We start from the raw sequence: 20,345 nt of genomic DNA on the forward strand, positions 1-20,345 counted from the left end.
CGGTGCGCTCGTTCGGGCTCAGTCGCCCCAGTCCAACTGGTGCTCCGGAACGCCCACCGTCCTGCCGTATTCGACGGCCTCGGCTCGGCCTTTCCGATCGCCCCTCCGATAGCGGAAGACCTGGTTGGAAAAGACCACAACGCGGTCATCGCCAACGGTGAAGTCGGCGTACCAGCCGCCGTCGGAGGCCAGCGACTCGGCGAGCGCACGACCGATCTCATCGGCTGCCTGGTTGGCCGCCTCGAAGTCGAGGAGGGTCCACACCTTCGGCTGGTCATCTGAGGCCGAGTTCGACACGTCCTGCCGGCGCACCCGGACGATGTTGAGCCCCGCCACCCGGAGGTCGGTGGCTGGACGCAGACTCTCGGCAATCAACGTCCCTCGAATCATGACCTCAGCCTGCCATTCACCTACGACGCCGGCGGGGTCCCGCCCGGTCCAGCCGCACCGGTGCCGGTGCCCAGGTCCGCGGCGAGTTCGGTCGCCTGCTCGGTGAGACGTTGCCGCTCGTCCGGGTCGAGGTTCTGTTCCCAGTCTCTGAACCGGTGGTAGCGGTCGAGGAGTTCTCCGCCGTACGCGTCGTTGGCGGCGATCTGGCGCAGGTCGCCGTGGCCGGCGAGGACATCGCGGGCCATCTCCTGGAGGTCGTCGCCGGCGACTCCGTCGCGTAGCCGGGTGAGGCTGGCCTGGAGGAGCTTGGCCAGGCCCGGATCCCCTTCGGTGAGGTCGAGGAACTGTTGCTCTGGTTGCGGTTCAGGTTGCGTCATCAGGCACCGGGCTCGTGTAGGGCTGGTCGGGCAGGGGCACCTTGGACAGGTCACCGCCCTGTTCGGCGAGGGTCTTGATGAAGCTGAAGAAGCCGAGGATCGCGGTGCCGGCGGCTTGGATCTTCAGCGCCGCGTCGTTGACCTTCTTGACCAGTTCGATGGCTTGCCAGGCGGCGACGCCGTAGCCGACGACGGCACCGGCGCCGGTCTCGATGAGCGCTGTGCCCGCGGCGGCGCTGACGCCGATGATGATGGCCTTGTCGATCATCATCTTGACCAGGCCGCCGATCATGTCGGCCAGCAGCCAGATGGCGCGTGCGGCTTCGTGGTACTTCTCTTTGATCTCGATGAGGACGAGGTTCTGCTGAACAAGTGCCTTCGTGAGCTGACGGAAGTAGACGAAGGCCGCGTCGGCGGCGTGCCCGTCCCACTGCTGGTCCATGTGGGAGGCGGTCAGGCTGGCGTTCTGACCGAGGGCCTGCAGGCTCTGGCCGAGGTTGCCGTAGGCGTCGCCCGCCTTGTAGAAGCTCTCCCAGTCTCCGACGAGGGCGTTGCTGATGGTGCCGATGACGTCGTACCCGGCGCAGTCCTTGATGATCTGGTTGACCCAGTGCGAGATGGAGATCGCGTCCAGGACGCCGATCGGGTTGGCGAAGCCCTTGGTCATTGTGGGATCGGGTTCGCTGGGCTCGACGAGGAGGTCCGTCGGCTCTCTCACGGCAGGTTCCCACCCGTCGGGTGCCCGCGGGGAAGCTCGTAGCCGCTGCGGTCGACGGTCGGGTAGGTCGCGTCCAGACGGGCCGCGCTGCCGGTGTCGGTGCGCCGGTAGTAGTCGGCGGTCTCCTGGAGCGCGTCGCGCGACTTGCCGAGCAGCTCCATCAGGTGGGTGAGCCGCTTGGTCATCTCGTCGACGAGCTTCTGGTGTGCGGGCCACGCTTCGTTGAGCAGACCCTGGTCGTGCCAGGCCAGGTCGGTGTGCTTGAGCATGTACGCCTTGGCGGTCTGGGCGTCGAGGGCGGCGTCGTTGACGCGGGCAGCGGCGCTCTCCAAGGCGCTGGGCTCGACGGAGAAGCTCACGACAGCCGGTCCCCGATGATGCCGGTCACCACGAGCAGGACCGCGGCAACGAGCAGCGCGAGGGCCATGATCCGGCCGCGCCGTTTCGACTCCGCGTTGGCGCTCGCTCGGTAGACACCGAGGCCGGCCACGGCAGCCACCCCGAGAGGTGTCGCTACCGACATGAAGCGGAAGAACGACCAACCGCTGAAGGTGCCGTCGTCCCCGACTATCGCCAGCTGGTAGGCCAGGAAGCCGAGGCCGACCACGCAGAAGAAGAACAGCACCATCGACACCAGGGCGACGCTCTTGCGGAAGTCGTGCCACTGATCCAGCTTGTCCGGCACCGCCGCCGCCCGATCCGTCCGCCCCGTCTCACCCACGACCGCACCATGCCACAGCCTCACCACGGACCGCGACCCCGTCTTCACCCCGCACGAATCGATGTCGGGAAGTGGGCTGCTGGTAGACCAGAAGGGCCGGGCCGACCGCGCCGCCGAAGGACGAGGAATGAGCACACAGCGCAGTTACTACGAGCCGGCGCCGGCAAGCCACGACGGCGCCACGGCCGCGCTCGCCGCGGGTGACATCGACGCTCTCACCGACTCGATGGTCGGGCTGGCCCTGCACGACGCGGACTGGCGCTGGTGCCAGGACTTCTACCTGGGGCTGCTGGACCACCCGGAGGAGGATGTCCGGGCCACCGCGGCGATCTGCCTCGGTCATCTGGCCCGCATCCACCGTCGGCTCGACACCGACCGGGTCATGCCAGCCCTGCGCGCCCGACTGCGCGACCCGGCCGTCGGCGGCACGGTGGAGGACGCCATCGCCGACAACGAGCAGTTCCTCGGCCTTCCGCCCGGATAGGCGACCCTTCGTCCAGCCGCCCTGCGCCGGTCCAGCACGCTCCCTTGACCTCAAGGGTGCTTGAACTTCTACGGTGATCGCGTTCGCTCGTCGCCGACAAGGAGCCTGGGCCATGATCACGGAGTACACCCACGAGAGGCTGGCCGCGCAGCCCATCGGTTACTGGAGCGGCGAGGCGTACCGTGCCGTGGTCGGACGCATCCGGGCGGAGCTTGCCGTGGAGCAGCTCACCCAGCCGCACTGGTGGACGCTCAACCACGTGGCCGGCGCCCCCGGCAGGTGGAGTCGTAGCGAACTCGCCGAACGCCTCGCCCCCTTCGACGACCTCAACATCGATTTCGCGGAGGTCTTCGACGACCTGGTCGCGCGGGGTTGGATGAGCGAGCAGGCCGGCACCCTGTCCCTCACCGAGGCCGGGGAGGCTGGGCGCCTCCGCGCCAAGGAGCGAAACGCGCGGGCGCACGAGCAGATGCACCAGGGCATCGCGACAGACGACTATGTGGCGGCCCTCAACGTGCTGCGCCGCATGATCGCCAACCTGGGCGGCAACAGCGACCTTCCCTGAGCTGTCAGGGCCGGGGGCAGCCCGATACTCGGACCAGGCCGACGAACTGATCGATCCGGCGGCGACCTGGTGAAGGACCTGATCGGCCTGCACCGGATGACGCGGCCCCGGCTGCGGATCCGGGTTCATCGGTCTCGCCACGTGGTACGAATGCCTCATTACGGGCATGAGCCACAGGACGGGCGACCGATGACGACGAGCAGGGCGGGCAGGCTGCTGCGGAAGCCCGAGGATCCGCAACGGGCGACGTTCCTGGAGTTGTTCTTCGACCTGGCGTTCGTCTACGTGCTCACCCAACTCTCGCGGGTGCTCAGCCAGGACCTCACGTGGCGCGGGGCCTTCCACATGCTGGTGTTGCTGCTGGCGGTGTGGTGGGTCTGGTGCAGCACGGCGACGGTCCCGGACCGGTTCGACCCGCAGCGGCCGACGATACAGCTGCTGGTCATCGCGACCCTGGTCGGCAGCCTGGTGATGGCTGTCGCGCTGCCGGCGGTGTTCGGCGCGCAGGGCCTGATCTTCGCGGGCGCGTACGTCGCGGTCCAGGTCGGTCGCAGCCTCGGCCTTCTCATCGCCCTGCGGGGCCACGAGTTGCAGCGCGGCGCCCTACGGGTACTCATCTGGTTCTGCGTATCGGCCGTGCCGTGGATCGCGGGAGCGCTGGTGCACGGCACCGCCCGCGAGGCACTGTGGGCGCTGGCGGTGGCCATCGACTACCTGGCGGGGAAGCTCCGCTACCGCACACCGGGCCTGGGCCGCTCACCGCCCGCGGAGTTGCCGAGCGCGGCCGAGCACCTGGCCGAGCGCCACCGACAGTTCTTCATCATCGCGCTCGGCGAGTTGATCCTGGTCTCCGCTTCGACCCTTGGCGGCAGTGGCTTCGCGACCGACCGGACCGCGGCGTTCCTGGTGTCGATCGCCACCACGGTGCTGCTCTGGCGGATCTACATCTACCGCGCCGGCGAGTTGTCGGCCGCAGCCATCGGGGGCTCCCCCGATCCGGCCCGCCTCGGCCTGTCGGCGTTCTACGCCCATCTGGTCATGGTGACCGGCGTCGTCGTCACCGCGGTCGGCGCCGAACTCGTCATCGCCCATCCAACCGGGCACGCAAAGATGGCCTGGATCGCCGTCATCCTCGGCGGGCCCGCGCTGTTTCTGGCCGGGCGTGCCCGCTTCGAGTACGCGGTCTTCAGCCGGGTCTCCCGGGATCGACCGCTGGGGCTGCTCGCGTTGGCCGTCCTGGCACCGGTGATGCTTCTCGTACCACCGCTCGTGGCCGCCCTCGCCGCCACCGCGGTCCTGGCCGGGGTCGCCGTCGCGGACGCCGCCGGCGCGCGAGGGCGTCCACCCGAGCCGCCGTCGCCACCCGGATAGCCCGGGCGTGCTCTTGTCGGGCAGGTTCCGCGAGGATTCCCGCATCGCCGCAGTGCAACAACGACGACAGGAACCTCATGGACCAGTTGAGCCGCCGCGCCCGCGACCTCGGGATCGTGGTCGGGCCGCTGCCCACCGGGCGGCACAACGCGATCACCGACGTCGACGGAGTCCTGGTCGGGCACACCACCGTCGACGACGGCGCCGATCTGCACACCGGCGTCACCGCGGTCGTACCGAGTCAGCTCGGCCCCGGACGCTGGACCCTGTCGGCCGCCGTGTACTCCGGCAACGGCCACGGGAAGCTCGTCGGCTCGACACAGGTCGACGAACTCGGCGTACTGGAGTCACCGATCGTCCTGACCGCCACGCTGTCCGTCTTCCGGGCGGCGGACGCGCTGCTCAGTCACCTGATGGACCGTCGCCCCGACGGCCTGTCGTTCAACCCCCTGGTCGGCGAGACCAACGACGGCCACCTCTCTGACATCCGCCGCCGGCCGATCACCGAGGAACACGTGCTCGCCGCCGTCACCGGGGCGTCCGACGGGCCACCGGCGGAGGGCTGCGTCGGGGCCGGCACCGGCACCACGGCCCTGGGCTTCAAGGGCGGCATCGGTACGTCGTCGAGGACGGTACGGGTCGCCGACCGACCGGGGACGGTCGGCGCCCTCGTCCAGTCCAACTTCGGCGGAGTGCTCACCGCCCTCGGCGTCCCGCTGCCGGTCTGTGAGCTGATCCCGGACGCCGACCGGACCGAACCGTCCGGCAACTCCTGCATGATCGTGGTCGCCACCGACGTACCCCTGGACGCCCGGCAGCTCGGACGGCTCGCCCGGCGGGCGGTCTTCGCGATGGGCCGGGTCGGGGCGTCCTACAGCAACGGCAGCGGCGACTACGCGATCGCGTTCAGCACCGCGCAGCCGGACCAACGACCAATCCCGGACGGGGAGATCAACCCGGTCTTCGCCGCCGTCCTGGACTCGGTCGAGGAAGCGCTGCTCAACTCGCTCTTCACCGCCGCCACCACCACCGGTGTGGCCGGTCGTACCAGTCACGCCGTGCCACACGGGGCGGTGGTCCGGCGGTTGTCGGCGGCCGGCCGGCTGGTAGCGCCAGCCTGATCCACGCCGTGGAGTTGACGCCGGCCATCGAGCCAGGCACCGATCGTCAACGGGCTCGGGTACGAGCGCCGGTGAAGATGCCCGCCTGGTCCAGGACGGCCACCACGATCAGCACCCCGGCGGCGATCGCGCTGACCGCGACCAACGGCAGGCGCACGGCGATCGCTGCGCCGACCAGGATGAACAGGCCGATCACCCGTGGCCAGGAGAGTCTCCGGTGGATCGCCAGGGAGAACAGGATCCGCCCGACGAGGAAGAGGGTGGGTCCGCCCAGGATGACCACGACAGCGGTCGTGCCGCCGATCTCGGTGGGGTGGGCGATGCTCAGTTCGGCCCCGACCGCGGTCGCCACTACTCCGGCGATCATCACCAGGTGCAGGTAGCCGGTGGTGACCCCGAGCCGGGACGGCTCGGCGTTCTCGATGGCCGGGCCCAGGCGCTGGCCGGCGGGCGTCACGTAGAGCAGACCGATCAGCACGGCGGTGGTGAAGACCAGCAGGAACGCGGCGGTCTCCGGGAGGCTGAGGCGGGTGCCGGTATACGTGAGGCCGGCGACCAGGACGAGTTCGCCCAGCGCGATGATCATGATCTGCTGGTACCGCTCGGCGAAATGCTCACCGGCGAGGTGCAGCTCCTGCTGCCGGGCCCGACCCAGCCGGGGCGTCGGCCAGCCCAGTCGCGGGCCGGTGAGATCGATCGCGAGGGCGAGCAGCCAGAGCGGCACCCGCCATTCCGGCACGAACGCGCCGGCCAGCCACGGTACGGCGGAGACGCTGTACCAGCAGAGGACCCGCAGCGCCCGGCTCTGCCGCGGGTGGCCGCGCAGTGCGAGGGCGGTGACCGTGCCCCGGAGGAGATGGACCGCGACGTACGAGCCGGCGAAGAGCAGGCCCCGCCCGTCCAGCGCCTGCGGGACCGCGACCCCGGCCAGCAGGCTGCCCAGCGTGGCGCCGACCAGCAGCCCCCGGATCGCCTGGGTCTCCGGGTCGTACCAGTCGGTCAGCCAGGTGGTGGACACCCAGATCCACCAGACCCCGGTCAGGAGCAGCGCGGTCCGCAGCGCCCCCATCAGGGTGAGGTCGGCGAGGAAATGCTGGGCCAGCTGGCTGAGGGCGAGGACGAACGCCAGGTCGAAGAAGAGCTCCAGGAAGGACGCGCTGAGCGGCACGTTCCGTCCTCGCAGCACCCGTTCGGGCCGGCTCACCATCAGCGCTCCTTCCGGTGGCACGCCCTGCGTCCGTCGTACCACCCGGGACCGGCGGCCGACGGCGAAAGCGGGCAACCGGGCGGGCGGGGTGCGGCCGGTTCCGCAGCGGCCGCATCCTGACCTCGCGGCGGGGGGCTGGTCGCCCCGCCGTGTCGTTGATCCGGTTGTAGCCCGCCCCCACCAGGGACGACGGTGGGGGCACCGACCGTCGAGGGGGACGCCGATGACCAGTCAGCGGGAGACCGTGCAGGTCGACCACGACCTGTTCCGCGCCGTGTACGACTCGCCCGCGTCGCTGCCGGGCCGGCACCGGTGGACCACCCCGGAATCGGACGTCCGGCGACTGGAGAAGCTGCTCGGCATGCCGGCGCGCACCATCGGCGCCCCGCTCTGGGTCAGCGGCGACGAGCCGGACTGCCCGAAGTGCGGCCGGCGGATCACCTGGTACGACATCGTCTCGTCGGCGCTCTCCGGCCTGCACGACAAGGCCATGATCGCCACCGTCATCCTCGGCGAACGCAAGTACGTCAACACCGAGATCCCGGACGCCATCCCCGGTGTGCGCTGCGCCGACTGCCACACCGCGATCGACGGCCTGCGCAGTTTCAAGTGCCACAACTGGGCGTACGCCTTCGAGGCGCTGGAGGCCGTCCGCGAACGGATGGCCGGGGGCCTCGGGCCGACCTGACCGTCGCCTGCGTACACGAGCAGCGGGTGGCGGCAGGTCAGCCGGCCGAGCGGCGGGTGGGGCGGCGACCGGGCGGGGAGTGCGGCTCGGGCCCGGGGTCGGGCACCGGCGGCATCGGCCGGATGACCGGCGCGGCGCCGGTGACCCGGAGCTCCGCACCGTGGTGCCACAGGTCGACCGCGACGTCCGGGCCGGCGTCGGGAAGCTCGTAGCGCGCCTCGGTGGCGGTCAGCGTGACCCGCAGCCGATGTCCGCGCCAGCGCAGGCTGAACGCCAGCCGGTCGATCCGCCGGGGCAGCCGAGGGTCGAAGGAGAGCACCCCCCGGTCGTCCCGCAGACCGCCGAAGCCCTGCACCAGCGCCAGCCACGACCCGGCCAGCGAGGCCAGGTGCAGCCCGTCCGCGGTCTTGTCGCCGAGGTCGGCCAGGTCCTGCAGCACCGACTCCGCGAACAGGTCGTACGCCAGGTCGAGGTGCCCGACCTCGGCGGCCAGCACCGCCTGCGGTGCTGCCGACAGCGACGAGTCGCGAACGGTGCGGGCCTCGTAGTAGGCCAGGTTGCGGGCCTTCTCGTCGGCGGTGAACTCACCGGGGTGGAGCTGCATGGCCAGCACCAGGTCGGCCTGCTTGACCACCTGCCGGCGGTACAGCTCCAGGTACGGGTAGTGCAGCAGCAGCGGGTAGTCGTCCTCGCCGGTGTTCGCGAAGTCCCACTCGGGCTGCTCGGTGAACCCGGCCGCCTGCTGGTGGACGCCGCGAGCACGGTCGTACGGGATGAAGACCGCGTCGGCGGCGGCCCGCCAGCCGGCGATCTCGGTCGGGTCCACCCCGAGCCGGCCGGCCAGGTCGGGGTGGCGCTCGGCGGCGTCCGCCGCGCCGCGCAGGTTGCGCCGGGCCATCAGGTTGGTGAAGACGTTGTCGTTGACCAGCGCCGCGTACTCGTCCGGGCCGGTCACCCCGTGCAGGTGGAAGGCGCCGGTGTCCGACCAGTGGCCGAAGCCGTGCCAGAGCCGGGCGGTCTCCACCAGCAGCTCCAGCCCCGCCTGGGCAAGGAACCGCTGGTCGTCGGTGGCGGCCAGGTAGCGCAGCACCGCGTCGGCGATGTCGGCGTTGACGTGCAGCGCGGCGGTGCCCGCCGGCCAGTAGCCGGAGCACTCCCGGCCGCCGATGGTGCGCCACGGGAAGGTGGCGCCGGTCAGCCGCAGCTCGCGGGCCCGCTCGCGGGCCTCCGGCAGGTGGGCGTGCCGCCAGCTCAACGCCGAGCGGGCCACCGCCGGAGCCAGGTAGGTGAGCACCGGCAGCACGTAGCTCTCGGTGTCCCAGAGCACGTGCCCGTCGTAGCCGTTGCCGGTCAGGCCCTTGGCGGGGATGGTCCGGTCGGAGTCGGGGCGGCCGGCCTGGATCAGGTGGAAGATCGCGAAGCGGGTCGCCTGCTGGAGTTCCCGGTCGCCGTCGAGCAGCACGTCGGCGGCCTGCCAGGCCGCGTCCAGGGCGGCGCGCTGGTCGGCGAGGAGGGCGTCGAAGCCGTCCGCGCGGGCGGCGTCCGCCTCGGCGGCGACCAGGTCGGCCAACTCGCCGGCCGGCGTCCCGTCGACCGCCGCGCACTCGCACGCGGCGAACTTGGTCAACCGCAGCCGCTCGCCCGGGTGCAGCCGGCCGGCCACGGTGAGCCGTACCCGGTCGGGGGTGCAGTCACCGGTGGCGGTCACCGTGCCCGGCGCGTCCAGCAGGTGGCTGACCGCCACCGCGACGCGCTGGCCGCTGCGCTCGGTGCGGTGCACCAGCACCCCGTCGAGGCCGGCCGCGCGGTACGTCTCGGACGTCAGCGGATCGGTGATCACCGAGGCTGCCCGGGGGTCGTCCGAGCGCTCCGGCACCTGCTCGTTGGCCAGCAGGTCCGAGCAGACCCGCAGCTCGACGGGCCCGTCCAGCGCCTCCACCTCATACCGGACGGCGGCGACCGGACGGCGGGGCAGGGACACCAGCCGGGTGCTGCGGATGCGCACCCGCCGCCCGGCCGGCGAGACCCACTCGGTCTCCCGGCGCAGCACCCCGGCGCGCAGGTCGAGCATTCGTTCGTGGGTGTGCAGCGTCCCGGTCCGGATGTCCAGCGGCTCGTCGTCGACCCAGAGTCGGATCAGCGCCGCGTTCGGCGCACTGACGACGGTGTCGCTGGCCTGCGGGAAGGCGTACCCCTCCTCGGGATAGCTCAGCTCGCGCCGCTCGTGGAAACCGTTGACGTAGCTGCCCGGCATCACGCACGGCGCGCCCTCGTCGAGGACACCACGCCAACCGACCCACCCGTTGCCCAGCGCGAAGATCGACTCGGTCTCGCCGAGCCGGTCCAGGTCGGCCGCGGTACGCCGGATCCGCCAGGTCTCCTCGTCCCCGCGCTCGACGGCCGGCGACGGTTGATCGGTGGCCGAACCGGTGTGCACGAATGCCTCCTGTGGGGTGCCGATGTCCCTGACCAGCCAAGCAGAGCCGGCTGTGCGATTCCTGGACGAAGGTCGGTGAGCCGCCTCGACCTTCGGGACCCGCGCTGCCGCCTGGCGCGTTCCTACCCTGTCTCCCAGATGAACCAGGTATGAACATCTGGTGAGGTGATGCATGGTCGACACCGGCAACATGGACGTTCCGGAAATCAGCGCCGAGTGGTACCGCGACGTCATCGACGTCGCCGCCGACAGCCCGCAACCGGTGCAGTGGTTCGTCGGGCACGCCACCGAAGGGGTGATCCTGCTGCTCGGCGCGCTGCTGCTGGTAGCCGCGCTGAGCCGCCTGTCCGGCGGCCCGCACGACCGGGCGGTCGCCCTGGTCGCGCCGGTGCCGACCCTGCTGGCGTACGCCGGCAGCGAATGGCTCAAGACGGTGGTGGACGAGGATCGACCGTGCCGGACGCTCGGCCGGGCCATCATCGCGGGCAGCTGTCCGCCAACGGGCGACTGGTCGTTCCCCAGCAATCACGCCACCCTGGCCGGCGCGCTGGCGGTCACGACGCTGCTGCTCTCCCGCCGACTCGGACTGGTCGCGCTGCCGCTGGCCGTGCTGGCCGCGTTCTCCCGGGTCTTCGTGGGTGTGCACTACCCGCACGACGTGGTCGCCGGGTTGCTGCTCGGCGCCCTGGTCGCCGCGTTGGCCACCCCGCTGCTGGCCCGCCCGGCGGCCGAGGCGCTACGCCGCCGGGCCGACCGCGCCCGTCGCACGGTCCCCGATCTGGCGGGCCGGCCCCGCCCCTGACCCCGGACGGCGCGGGCGGCGGACGGCGCAGGCGACGGACGGCGCGGACGGCGCGGGCGACGGACGGCGGCGGACGGCGCGGGCGACGGACGGCGGCGGACGGCGCGGGCGACGGACGGCCGGGGCGGTCAGGTGTTCAGCAGGAGGGCGCCGACGGTGCCGAGCAGCAGGAACGGGCCGAACGGCAGGTGGGTGGTCCAGCGGGCCCGCCTGGCGGCCAGCAGACCCAGGCTGACCAACGCGGACAGCCCGAAGGCGAGCAGCAGCCCGAGCAGCAGGACCGGCCAGCCGTACCAGCCGAGCAGCGCGCCCACACTGAGCGCCAGCTTGGCGTCGCCCAGTCCGAAGCCACGGCGGCCGAGCAGCAGCGTGCTGCCGGCGAAGAGCACCGCCAGTCCCGCGCCGGCGGTGACGGCGCGCAGCCAGGGCCCCGGCTCGGGGTCGCCGAGCGCGGCGACGCCGAGCAGCAGCCACGTCCCGGCCGCCGCCGGCAGGGTGAGCCGGTCCGGCAGCCGGTGCACGGCCAGGTCGACGAAGACCGCCGGGACCGTCCAGCCGAGCCACCAGGCCAGCGCCGGCAGCGCACCGCCCGACGGACCGACCAGCGCCAGCAGCACCACCGCGGCGAGCCCGGCGAGCGCGGCCAGTTCGACCGTGCCGGGCGGCGGACCGACCGGGGCGCGGCAGCGACCGCACCGGCCGACCGGGCCCAGCGCGGGCCAGGGCCGGGTCAGCCCGATCGGCGCGCCGCAGGCGTCGCAGCCGGTCCGGCTGGCGGTGCCCGACGGTACGCCGTAGCGCAGGGCGGCCCACCGCAGCAGCGGGCTGACCGTCAGGATCGCCAGCACGGTGGGGAGCCGGGCACCGCTCGCGGCTCGGTCGACGGGTTCGGTCGTGCCACCCGAGGGCGGGGGTATCGGGGTCCGATCGGGCGGGTTCTCCTGACCCGGGGCGGCCGCCGAGGGGCCGGTCAGCGCCATGTCGACCCCGCTTCGGGCCGGCCGCCGGCCGTGAAGGCGAACACGGATCGTGACTGAACGATCGCTTGGGTGTAGCGGATGGCGCAGAAAGCGACCTGCACAGCCGGCCGTCCGACGGCTTCCCGGGCCGGACCCGGGCCGGCCGTCCCACCGATCGGCGCGGTTCCTCGGTCCCCCGCCGGCTCCGAGCGGATGCCGGGATGACGCCGCGTTGTCCCACTCTCGGGACCGGCGGAAGGGCCCCGACGAACCCGCTCGGCCCGTCCAGTGCGGGCCGTCGCCGGCGTATCGGCCGGCCATTGCCCGGAGCGCGGCGCAGACACCCCTCACCACCACCTGTCATCACGGAGAGTGTTCAGTTGAATTGCCTCTGTTGCATCGGCGAGCGTCAGCCTATGCTCGCCCCTTGGGTGTGACGCAAGCCTCACTGCAACAACCGGACGACACAGGACCATCCATTTGTAGAAGATCCGTATCGGTGAATGCAGAAGCGCAATGAACGGCTCCGGATGTGCTGATCCGGGCGCGCTTCCGCATGCCCGGCGGCGGTGATCCGCCGCCGCACCGGGCGACCACGAGGAGGCTCGACGGTGCGCGGACGGCAGCTCAGGCGAGCAGCAATCTGCCTGGTAGCGGTCGTGGCGGCGGTGCCGGTCACCGCCTGCGGCAGCGGGCGGGAGGCCGTCGAACGGCCGGCGCCGGCCCGCAACGACGGACAACAGGCGGACTCGGACGTCGAACGGCGGGCCGCGGAAAAGGCGGCACTGCACGCGTACTCCGGTTATCTCGCGGCCTCGCGTACGGCGAGTCGACGCAGTGATCCGCATGCGCCGGAACTGTCCCGGTTCCTCGCCGATCCACTGCTCACTCGGGTGCGAGTGTCCATTCGCGAGGCAAAGGAGCACGGCGCGATGCGTACCGGGACGCTGAAGTCCGACCCGACCGTGACCTCGGTCAGCCTGGACTCGACCCCGGCCACCGTGGAGATCCAGGACTGCCTGGACGCGAGCGGCTACCGGCTGGTCTACGCCAAGGACAGACGGGTGGTCCCGGGCAGCGGGGGCAGCAGACATCTGGCCACGGCCACCGCCACCCGCTATCCCGACGGGCGCTGGCTGATCAACTCCAGCGCCGCGCACCGGGACCAGCCGTGCTGACCTGGGGAGGAAGAGGCGTCCCGGCCCGTACCGCCCGGGCCGGGACGCCCCGCCGGGCGCTCACCGGGCTCGGCCTCGCACTGCTGCTGGTGGTCGGCGCGACGCTGCCGGCCGCCGCCGCCCGGCGCGCCGACCCGGGGGTGGAGTGCCCGCTCGACCAGCCGGACTGCAGCGTCTGGGACGACGAACCCGGCACACCGGGCGATCCCGGCGGTGGCGGCGACAACGGCGGCGGCGGTGACTCCGGCGGCGGCGGAGGTGGCGGCGTCTGCCAGTGGGGCGGGCGGACCATCGCCTGCTACGACGACCTGCTCGGTTGGTTCAACAACGGCGACGGGTGCTACTACAAGCTGACCGAGGGAGAGGTCGAGCCGCCCGAGGGTCAGCAGTGGTATCTGCAGACCTGCAACGGCGGCGAGCTGGGTGCCCAGGTCACGGTGCTGAGGGACGAGCCGCCGCCCGGCTTCGGCGCGCCGCCCGATCCGGAGGAGCTGGCCCGCCGCGCCCTGGCGTCGATCAAGCTGCTGCCCGCGCGGCTCAAGGTGGCGCCCCGGAAGAACGTCGGCCCCGGCCTGGTCGGCCTGCCCGTCTGGATGTGGGCGACACCGAGCACCAGCTACTTCGGCCCGCTGCGCGCCTCCGCCTCCGACCGTGGGTTGACCGTCTCCATCGAGGCGAAGGTCGACCGGATCGTCTGGGACATGGGCAACGGCGAGAAGGTCACCTGCACGGGCGCCGGCACCCCGTACGACCCGAACGGCCGCCGTGCCGGCCGCACATCCCCGGACTGCGGCTACGACAACGGCTACCCGGAGGCCGGCACCTACCGGGTCGGCGCCACCACGTACTGGACCGTGCGGTGGTGGACCGACGACGACGTCGAGGGCGAGCCGATTCCGCAGACCCGGACCAGCGACACCGTGCCGATCCAGATCAACGAACTCCAGGTGGTGAACAGGTGAGTCTCGCGACGCGCAACGGGACACCGGTGGACGCGCCGGTCAGCCCGCCCAAGGTCGTCCGGCAGCGCCGGGTCCGCCCGGGGCTGCTGGGTCTGGCCGTACTCCTGATCGCGCTGGGTGGGCTGGGCGCGGCCTTCGCGGTCACCTCGGTCCGGGCCACCGGCAGCTACCTCGCGGTGGCCCGGCCGGTGGAGGTGGGCCGGGAGATCAGCGCCGCCGACCTGGTCGCCGTGCAGGTCGCCGGTGGCCAGGGGCTGCGCCCGGTGCCCGCCGGGCGGCTGGACGAGGTGGTCGGCAAGCGCGCCGCCGTGGCGCTGGTCCCGGGCGCCCTGCTCACGCTGGGGCAGGTCACCGACGACCCGCTGCTCGGCCCCGGCCAGCAGCAGATCGCGCTCGGCCTGAAGACCGCGCAGGTGCCGGCGCGTGAACTGCACCCTGGCGACAAGGTTCTGCTGGTCAGCACCCCGGACGACAACGCCACCGGCACGGCCGCCGTGGGCACCCGCTTCTCCGCCACCGTGATCGACATGGTCAGCCCGGCGAACGACGACAAGGTGCTCTACCTGGCACTCCCCGTCCGGGACGTACCCGCGGTGGTGGCGCTGGCCGCGCAGGAGCGGGTCGCCGTCGTGCTGACCGAGGCGGCCTGAGCATGGCGATCATCGCGCTGGTGTCCGCGAAGGGTTCGCCCGGCGTGACCACCTCGGCGCTGGCCTGCGCGCTGGCGTGGCACCGACGGCTGGTGCTCGCGGAGTGCGACCCGGCCGGCGGGTCGATCCTCGCCGGCTACCTGGGCGGTCAGCTGGACGGGCCCCGCGGCCTCGGCGAGCTGGCCGTCGGCGAGCTGCGCGACGGCAACCTGGAGACCGCCTTCTGGTCCCAGCTGGTCGACCTCGACGCGCCCCGTCGGGAACGACTGCTGCTGCCCGGGCTGGTCGACCCGACGCAGGCCGGCAGCGTCACCCCGCTCTGGCAGCGCTTCGCCGACTACTTCAACGCGCTCGACCGCGGCACCCCCGGCTACGACGTGCTGGTCGACTGCGGCCGGCTGCACGTCAACGGCCCGCCGTGGCCGGTGCTGCGGGCCGCCTCGGTGGTGCTGCTGGTGACCCGGGCCGAGCTGCCGGACCTCTCCGGCACCCGGGCGGTCGTCACCGCGATCGAACGGGACTTCGCCGAACACCGGGTGCCACCGGGCACCCTCCGGCTGCTGCTCGTCGGCGACGGGCACGGGCAGGCCGAGATCAGCCGAGCGCTGAAACTGCCGGTGATCGCCCGGCTGCCGCACGACGCGCGTACCGCCAAGGTGCTCAGCCTGGGCGGAACGGTGCGGGCCGGACGCCCGCTGCTGCGCGCGGCGGCCGCGCTGGAGGTGCCGATCGGCGCGCTGCTGGAGCGACGGCGCGCCCGGCTGGCCTGGCCCGTGCAGCAGGGGGTGCCGGATGCGGTTTGAACCGGTCTCCGTCGACCCGCGGCAGCAGCCGCCGGGCGTCACCTCCACCTCGCCGCCGCTGGCCGCGCCGAACGGCCGACACCATTCGGTGCCGATGCCGACGCCCCCGCCGGCACCCGCGGCCAGCCCGCCGCCGGAGGCGCCACCCCGCGCCCGCATGGACTTCCAGGTGGTCCGGGAGTTGCGCCGGGAACTGACCGAGCGGCTCACCCTCTGGCAGCGCGGCCGTGAGTTCACCGTCGACGAGGAGGACACCGAGCGGGCCCGGCTGGCCGTCGCGGTGGTCGCCGAGTACGCGGACGCGGTCCGCCGGGCCGGCACACCGATGGCCGCCGGCGCGGAACGCCTCCTGCTCGACCAGGTGACCGCCGAGCTGGTCGGCTTGGGCCGGCTGCAGACCCTGCTGGTCGACGACACCATCGAGGAGGTGCACATCCTCGGCTGCGACCAGGTACGCATCACCCGGCACGGCGGCGGGGTGGACTGGGCCGAGCCGATCGCCGACAGCGACGCCGAGTTGGTGGAGATCCTCCAGGCGGCGGCACGCCGCGCGGGCGCGACCGAGCGGTCCCTGTCCACCGTGAAGCCCACCCTCGACCTGCAACTGCCCGACGGCAGCCGGTTGGCCGCGGTGTTCCTGGTCAGCCACCGCCCGTATGCGGTGATCCGCAAGCACAACACCCTGGACGTGAGCCTGGACGACGTGGCCGGCGCCCGGGGTGACCTGGACGAGATGATCGACCCACTGCTGCGCGACTTCCTCCGCGCGGCGATGCGCGCCGGGCTGAACATCATGGTCGCCGGGCTGGCCGGTGCCGGGAAGACCACGATCATCCGCGCGCTGATGAACGAGATCCCGCCCGACGAGCCGTACGTGCTGCTGGAGGAGAGCCGGGAGCTGCTGCCGGCCCGCCGGCGGGAGCGGCACCGGGCGGTGATGAGCTTCGAGGCCCGCGAGGGGCACGGCGAACGTGGCTTCGACGGCCGGCCCGCCGGTGAGGTGACGATCGCCGACCTGATCCCACTCTCACTGCGGATGGGCGTGCTGCGGATCATCGTGGGTGAGGTGCGGTCCCGGGAGATCGTGCCGATGCTCCAGGCGATGACCACCAGCCGGGGCTCGATGTGCACCATCCACGCCCGCACGTCGGCCGGTGTCGGCGAACGGATCGTCGAGCTGGCGCTGGCGCACGGCCGCGAGATGACCGTCGACCAGGCCCGCCGGATGGCCGGCAACGCCCTGGACCTGATCGTCTACGTCACCGTCGAGGACGAGACCGCGATCGGCGGGCGCAAGCACCGGTTCGTGTCGCACGTAGAGGAGGTGATCGGCGCTGGCGAAGCCGGCCGCATCACCACCACCACGGTCTTCGGGCCCGGCCCGGACGGCCGCGCGGTCCCCCGGCACCTGCCGGAACGGGTCCGCGACCAACTGCTGCGGGTGGGGTACGACGCCCGGCTGCTGACCCGGTGGATCGAGGCCGGCACCGGCGCCTGGCGTCGCCCCCGGCAGACCCGACTGGCCCGGCGGTGATCTGGTGCGGACCAACCTGGAACTGATCGCGGTGGTCTCCGGCGCCGCCTGTGTCGCGGGGCTGCTGCTGGCCGTGGTCGCGCTGATCGGCACCCGGCGGCCCGTCGGCCCCGGCCCGGGCTCCGGACCTGGCCTGAGCCGACTCTGGCGTGGCTCCGGCGCCACTCCTGGCGAACGGCGGGCCTACCAGGCGCTGCTGCTCACCGCGTTGGCCGCCGGCGCGCTGGCCTTCCTGCTGACCGGGCTGCCGGTGGTGGGTCTGCTGGTGGCGGTGGCGGTGCCCGGCACCCCGTGGCTGTTCGCGGTGGGCAAGGCCGAGCAGCGGGCGATCGCCCGGATCGAGGCGGTCGGCGAGTGGACCCGCCGACTCAAGGACGTCTCCGGCACCGGGCAGGGCCTCCAACAGTCGATCATCGGCACGATCGGCACCGTGCCACCTGGCGTCGAGGACGAGGTTCGCCTGCTCGCCGCCCGGTTGCAGGCCGGCTGGACGGCCCGCTCCGCGCTGCTGGCGTTCGCCGACGACATCGGCGACCCGGTCTGCGACCAGGTGGTGGCGGCGTTGATCCTGCACCTCACCGACCGGGGCGAGCGGCTGGGCGACGTACTCGGCTCGATCGCCGGCGCGGCGGCGGCGGAGGTCGCCACCCGCCGGGAGATCGAGGCGAAGCGCACCCAGCCCCGGTTCGCGGTCCGCTTCCTCACCGGCATGACCCTCGCGACTCTGGCGTACGGGCTGATCAACACCGAGTACATCGAGCCGTACGGCACGCCGGTGGGTCAACTGGTGATGGCCGCCCTCGGCGCAGCCTTCATCGGCCTGCTGGCCTGGGTGCGGTCGATGAGCCAGCCGCAGCGGCCGGCCCGGTTCCTGCCGGCGCCGGACCCGCAGGAGGTGATCGCGTGAGCGTGATCGTGAACTGGCACCTGGCCATCGCGGTGTGCGGTGGAGCGGCCGTGGGGCTGGGCCTGTTCCTGGTGGTCCGCGAGCTCGTGCCGGCGACCCCGGCGCTCGGGCCGGCACTGCGCCGGTTGCACCAGCCGGCCGGCACCGGCCGGGTCGCCGCTCCCGCCTCCCGGCGACTGGACTGGCTGACCGGGCTGGCCCGTTGGCTGCGGCCGCCGCACCGGCAGCTCGCCCTGATCGGTCAGACCTCCGAGCAGTACGCGCTGTCGGTACTGCTCTCCGCGCTGGTCGGGCTGGCCACGCCGACCCTGCTCGGGGTGGCGCTGTTCGTGCTGGGCGTTTCGCTGCCGTTGGTCGTACCGGTGCTCGGCAGCCTCGGCCTGGCGCTGATCGGCGGGCTGCTGGCGCACCGGGCGGTGCTCACCAAGGCCGACGCCGCCCGGGACGAGTTCCGCCAGGCCGTCTGCACCTACCTGGATCTGGTGGCGTTGCAGCTCTCCGCCGCGCACGGGCCGGTGCAGTCGCTGGAGCGGGCCGCCGCGGTCTGCGACGGCTGGGTCTTCGACCGGATCCAGGAGTCGCTGCGGATCGCCCAGATGCAGATGCACGCGCCCTGGGACGAGCTGCGCGACCTCGCCGACAAGATCGGCATCCCGGAGCTGGGCGACGTCGGCGCGATCATGCGCTCCTCCGGCAGCGAGGGAGCGCAGGTGCACGAGACCCTGCGCAGCCGGGCCGACTCGCTACGCGACCAGATCCGCACCGACAACCTCGCCCGCGCCGAGGGGGTGACCAGCAAGCTCGACATTCCGGGCGCGCTGCTCGTTTTCGTGCTGCTCGGCTTCGTCGTCTACCCGTTCATCGCCCGTGTCTGATCCGACCCCGAGAAGGAGTACGCCATGTCCATCATCAGCTACCTGCATTTCGTGCTGACGACGCGCGTCGCCGAGCTGCGCCGCGACGGCGAGCGCGGCGACAGCCCGGTGCCGACCGCGGTGATCATCTTCGGTCTGGTCTTCGTGGCGACCATCGTCACCGGCCTGGCCCTGGGCAAGGCCAACGACTGGATGAACGCCATCCCGAACCACACGGACCCGAAGTAGCGGACATGCGCCGAGCCGCGTTCCCATGGTGGTGCCGGGCGGTCGCCGCTGCCCGGCGCCACCTCGCGGCCGGTGACCGGGAGCGGGGAGCCAACCCGGTGGAGCTGGCCGTGGTCATGCCGCTGATCCTGGTGCTGCTCTTCGCCTCGCTCCAGGTCGCGGCCGTCTTCCTGGCCCGATCCACGGCGTTGAACGCCGCGCAGAGCGGGGTCAACGCCCAGCGGCTGTACGACGCCCCGGACGGCGCCGGGGTCGCCAGCGCCACCCGCTTCCTGAAAGCCACCGGCGGCTGGCTGGTGGGCTGGGGGAAGACCGACCCGAGCTGCGTGACCACCGCGACCGAGGTGACCTGTACGGTGCGCGGCCGGTCCCTGTCGGTGGTGCCCGGCGTGGACTTCGCGGTGGAGCAGACCGCGCACGGGACAGTGGAACGGGTGACCACTCCGTGAACCGCAGCGCCGAGCGGGGCTCGGTCTCCATCGAGGTGGCGGTGCTCGCGCCCGCGTTCATCGCGTTGATGGTGCTGGCAGGCGTGGCCGGGCGTAGCGCGGTCGCGGCGGAGGCGATCGACGCCGCCGCGCACGACGCGGCCCGCGCCGCCTCGATCTCCCGGGATGCCAGAAGCGCGCGGACCGCGGCGCGGGAGGCCGCCCGCAAACAGCTGGACTGGCACGGGCTGGCCTGCGCCAATGACCTCCACCCGACCTTCTCCGGATCGGTGGCCGGCAAGGCCACCAGCTTCAACGCCGCCTTCCGCAGCCCGGTCGGTACGGACGCCACGGTGACGGTGGAGATCAGCTGCCTGGTGTCCTTCAAGGACATCTCCTTGAACGTCGTGCCCGGGATGCCGACTGACAACCGGATCACGGCGAGTTTCACCTCGCCCCTGGACCGCTACCGGAGCCGACGATGACCGCCATCGCCTCCCGGCGTCCACGCGCCGGTGACCACGGCCGGGTCAGCATCTTCCTGGCGGTGGCGATGACCGGCGTACTGGCCATCGTGGGCCTCTCCTTCGACGGCGCCGGGCAGCTGCGCACCCTGCAACGCGCCGACAACCTGGCCGCCGAGGCGGCCCGGGCCGGCGGTCAGGCCATCGACCGGGCCACCGCGATCGAGGGCGGGCCGACGCGGATCAACCGGCGGCAGGCCCGCGTCGCGGTCGCCAACTACCTGGCCGCCGCCGGCACCACCGGCCACACCGTGAGCTTCCCGCAGGTCGCCGGGGAGACCCTAGTCCGGGTACGCGTCACGATCACCTACCGCCGATCGATGCTCGGGCTGTTCGGCTTCGCCAGCACGGTCACCGTCACCGGCGAGGCGACCGCGCGGGCCATCACCCGAGCGCCAGCACCGCCGGAACCGTAG

The 20,345-nt window shown here is 72.5% G+C and carries 25 protein-coding genes; 17 read left to right on the forward strand and 8 right to left on the reverse strand.

The window, feature by feature from the left end:
- Positions 1-18: 18 nt before the first annotated feature.
- The 5 genes from EAD89_RS11330 to EAD89_RS11350 are packed head-to-tail and all read right to left on the reverse strand — an operon-like array spanning position 19 to position 2,206.
- On the reverse strand, positions 19-390 hold the full coding sequence (locus EAD89_RS11330) for a hypothetical protein (RefSeq protein ID WP_121656784.1): 372 nt from the start codon (positions 388-390) through the stop codon (positions 19-21).
- 20 nt (positions 391-410) lie between these two features.
- A complete protein-coding gene (locus EAD89_RS11335) occupies positions 411-767 on the reverse strand; it encodes a hypothetical protein (RefSeq protein ID WP_121675656.1) in 357 nt (118 codons plus the stop codon).
- On the reverse strand, positions 754-1,485 hold the full coding sequence (locus EAD89_RS11340) for a hypothetical protein (RefSeq protein ID WP_147458791.1): 732 nt from the start codon (positions 1,483-1,485) through the stop codon (positions 754-756). The genes EAD89_RS11335 and EAD89_RS11340 overlap by 14 nt, the downstream gene beginning before the upstream one ends.
- On the reverse strand, positions 1,482-1,844 hold the full coding sequence (locus tag EAD89_RS11345; protein WP_121675658.1) for a type VII secretion target: 363 nt from the start codon (positions 1,842-1,844) through the stop codon (positions 1,482-1,484). Before EAD89_RS11345 ends, EAD89_RS11340 begins: the two co-directional genes overlap by 4 nt.
- Positions 1,841-2,206 (reverse strand): hypothetical protein, encoded by a 366-nt coding sequence (locus EAD89_RS11350; RefSeq protein ID WP_233578509.1) that lies wholly within the window; start codon positions 2,204-2,206, stop codon positions 1,841-1,843. The genes EAD89_RS11345 and EAD89_RS11350 overlap by 4 nt, the downstream gene beginning before the upstream one ends.
- A 127-nt stretch (positions 2,207-2,333) precedes the next feature.
- Between EAD89_RS11350 and EAD89_RS11355 the strand changes: the two genes are divergently transcribed.
- The 4 genes from EAD89_RS11355 to EAD89_RS11370 all read left to right on the forward strand — a co-directional run bounded on the left by EAD89_RS11355 (position 2,334) and on the right by EAD89_RS11370 (position 5,747).
- Positions 2,334-2,690, forward strand: a complete 357-nt coding sequence (locus tag EAD89_RS11355) for a hypothetical protein (protein WP_158610730.1) — start codon at positions 2,334-2,336, stop codon at positions 2,688-2,690.
- Positions 2,691-2,802: 112 nt separating this feature from the next.
- Positions 2,803-3,255, forward strand: a complete 453-nt coding sequence (locus EAD89_RS11360) for a MarR family transcriptional regulator (RefSeq protein ID WP_121675660.1) — start codon at positions 2,803-2,805, stop codon at positions 3,253-3,255.
- 189 nt (positions 3,256-3,444) lie between these two features.
- Positions 3,445-4,626, forward strand: a complete 1,182-nt coding sequence (locus tag EAD89_RS11365) for a low temperature requirement protein A (RefSeq protein ID WP_121675661.1) — start codon at positions 3,445-3,447, stop codon at positions 4,624-4,626.
- Positions 4,627-4,703: 77 nt separating this feature from the next.
- Positions 4,704-5,747, forward strand: coding sequence for a P1 family peptidase (locus EAD89_RS11370; protein WP_121675662.1), 1,044 nt, complete (start codon positions 4,704-4,706; stop codon positions 5,745-5,747).
- 46 nt (positions 5,748-5,793) lie between these two features.
- Here the strand turns inward: EAD89_RS11370 and EAD89_RS11375 are convergent, their stop codons facing one another.
- A complete protein-coding gene (locus EAD89_RS11375; RefSeq protein ID WP_121675663.1) occupies positions 5,794-6,954 on the reverse strand; it encodes a low temperature requirement protein A in 1,161 nt (386 codons plus the stop codon).
- Positions 6,955-7,177: 223 nt separating this feature from the next.
- Here EAD89_RS11375 and EAD89_RS11380 point away from each other — a divergent pair, with 223 nt between their 5' ends.
- Entirely contained in the window at positions 7,178-7,642 is a 465-nt protein-coding gene (locus tag EAD89_RS11380; RefSeq protein WP_121656793.1) for a hypothetical protein, read from the forward strand.
- Between the two features lie 37 nt (positions 7,643-7,679).
- Here the strand turns inward: EAD89_RS11380 and EAD89_RS11385 are convergent, their stop codons facing one another.
- Positions 7,680-10,079, reverse strand: coding sequence for a glycoside hydrolase family 65 protein (locus EAD89_RS11385; protein ID WP_121675664.1), 2,400 nt, complete (start codon positions 10,077-10,079; stop codon positions 7,680-7,682).
- Positions 10,080-10,251: 172 nt separating this feature from the next.
- On the opposite strand from EAD89_RS11385, the gene EAD89_RS11390 reads away from it, so the two are divergent.
- Positions 10,252-10,881, forward strand: a complete 630-nt coding sequence (locus EAD89_RS11390) for a phosphatase PAP2 family protein (protein ID WP_121675665.1) — start codon at positions 10,252-10,254, stop codon at positions 10,879-10,881.
- A gap of 128 nt (positions 10,882-11,009) precedes the next feature.
- Here EAD89_RS11390 and EAD89_RS11395 read toward each other — a convergent pair whose 3' ends face one another.
- Positions 11,010-11,729, reverse strand: a complete 720-nt coding sequence (locus EAD89_RS11395; protein ID WP_233578511.1) for an A24 family peptidase — start codon at positions 11,727-11,729, stop codon at positions 11,010-11,012.
- A 722-nt stretch (positions 11,730-12,451) separates the two neighbouring features.
- Here EAD89_RS11395 and EAD89_RS11400 point away from each other — a divergent pair.
- The 11 genes from EAD89_RS11400 to EAD89_RS11450 are packed head-to-tail and all read left to right on the forward strand — an operon-like array spanning position 12,452 to position 20,345.
- The gene (locus EAD89_RS11400) at positions 12,452-13,018 is read left to right on the forward strand and encodes a hypothetical protein (protein ID WP_121653701.1); all 567 of its coding nucleotides are present in this window, start codon (positions 12,452-12,454) and stop codon (positions 13,016-13,018) included.
- A complete protein-coding gene (locus EAD89_RS11405; protein WP_121675667.1) occupies positions 13,012-13,980 on the forward strand; it encodes a hypothetical protein in 969 nt (322 codons plus the stop codon). The genes EAD89_RS11400 and EAD89_RS11405 overlap by 7 nt, the downstream gene beginning before the upstream one ends.
- Entirely contained in the window at positions 13,977-14,630 is a 654-nt protein-coding gene (locus EAD89_RS11410; RefSeq protein WP_121653699.1) for an SAF domain-containing protein, read from the forward strand. The genes EAD89_RS11405 and EAD89_RS11410 overlap by 4 nt, the downstream gene beginning before the upstream one ends.
- Positions 14,631-14,632: 2 nt before the next feature.
- The gene (locus EAD89_RS11415) at positions 14,633-15,433 is read left to right on the forward strand and encodes a ParA family protein (RefSeq protein ID WP_121675668.1); all 801 of its coding nucleotides are present in this window, start codon (positions 14,633-14,635) and stop codon (positions 15,431-15,433) included.
- The gene (locus EAD89_RS11420; protein WP_121675669.1) at positions 15,423-16,967 is read left to right on the forward strand and encodes a CpaF family protein; all 1,545 of its coding nucleotides are present in this window, start codon (positions 15,423-15,425) and stop codon (positions 16,965-16,967) included. The genes EAD89_RS11415 and EAD89_RS11420 overlap by 11 nt, the downstream gene beginning before the upstream one ends.
- Before the next feature lie 4 nt (positions 16,968-16,971).
- Complete coding sequence (locus EAD89_RS11425) at positions 16,972-17,874, forward strand: type II secretion system F family protein (RefSeq protein ID WP_121675670.1); 903 nt, start codon at positions 16,972-16,974, stop codon at positions 17,872-17,874.
- 5 nt (positions 17,875-17,879) lie between these two features.
- Positions 17,880-18,749, forward strand: a complete 870-nt coding sequence (locus EAD89_RS11430; RefSeq protein WP_121675676.1) for a type II secretion system F family protein — start codon at positions 17,880-17,882, stop codon at positions 18,747-18,749.
- A 24-nt stretch (positions 18,750-18,773) separates the two neighbouring features.
- Entirely contained in the window at positions 18,774-18,977 is a 204-nt protein-coding gene (locus EAD89_RS11435) for a hypothetical protein (RefSeq protein ID WP_121675671.1), read from the forward strand.
- Positions 18,978-18,982: 5 nt separating this feature from the next.
- Entirely contained in the window at positions 18,983-19,426 is a 444-nt protein-coding gene (locus EAD89_RS11440) for a TadE/TadG family type IV pilus assembly protein (RefSeq protein WP_121653694.1), read from the forward strand.
- A complete protein-coding gene (locus EAD89_RS11445) occupies positions 19,423-19,890 on the forward strand; it encodes a TadE/TadG family type IV pilus assembly protein (protein ID WP_121653693.1) in 468 nt (155 codons plus the stop codon). The genes EAD89_RS11440 and EAD89_RS11445 overlap by 4 nt, the downstream gene beginning before the upstream one ends.
- Positions 19,887-20,345, forward strand: coding sequence for a pilus assembly protein TadG-related protein (locus tag EAD89_RS11450; protein ID WP_121653692.1), 459 nt, complete (start codon positions 19,887-19,889; stop codon positions 20,343-20,345). Before EAD89_RS11445 ends, EAD89_RS11450 begins: the two co-directional genes overlap by 4 nt.

The sequence above is a fragment of the Micromonospora sp. BL4 genome, assembly GCF_003667505.1.
GTDB lineage: Bacteria > Actinomycetota > Actinomycetes > Mycobacteriales > Micromonosporaceae > Micromonospora.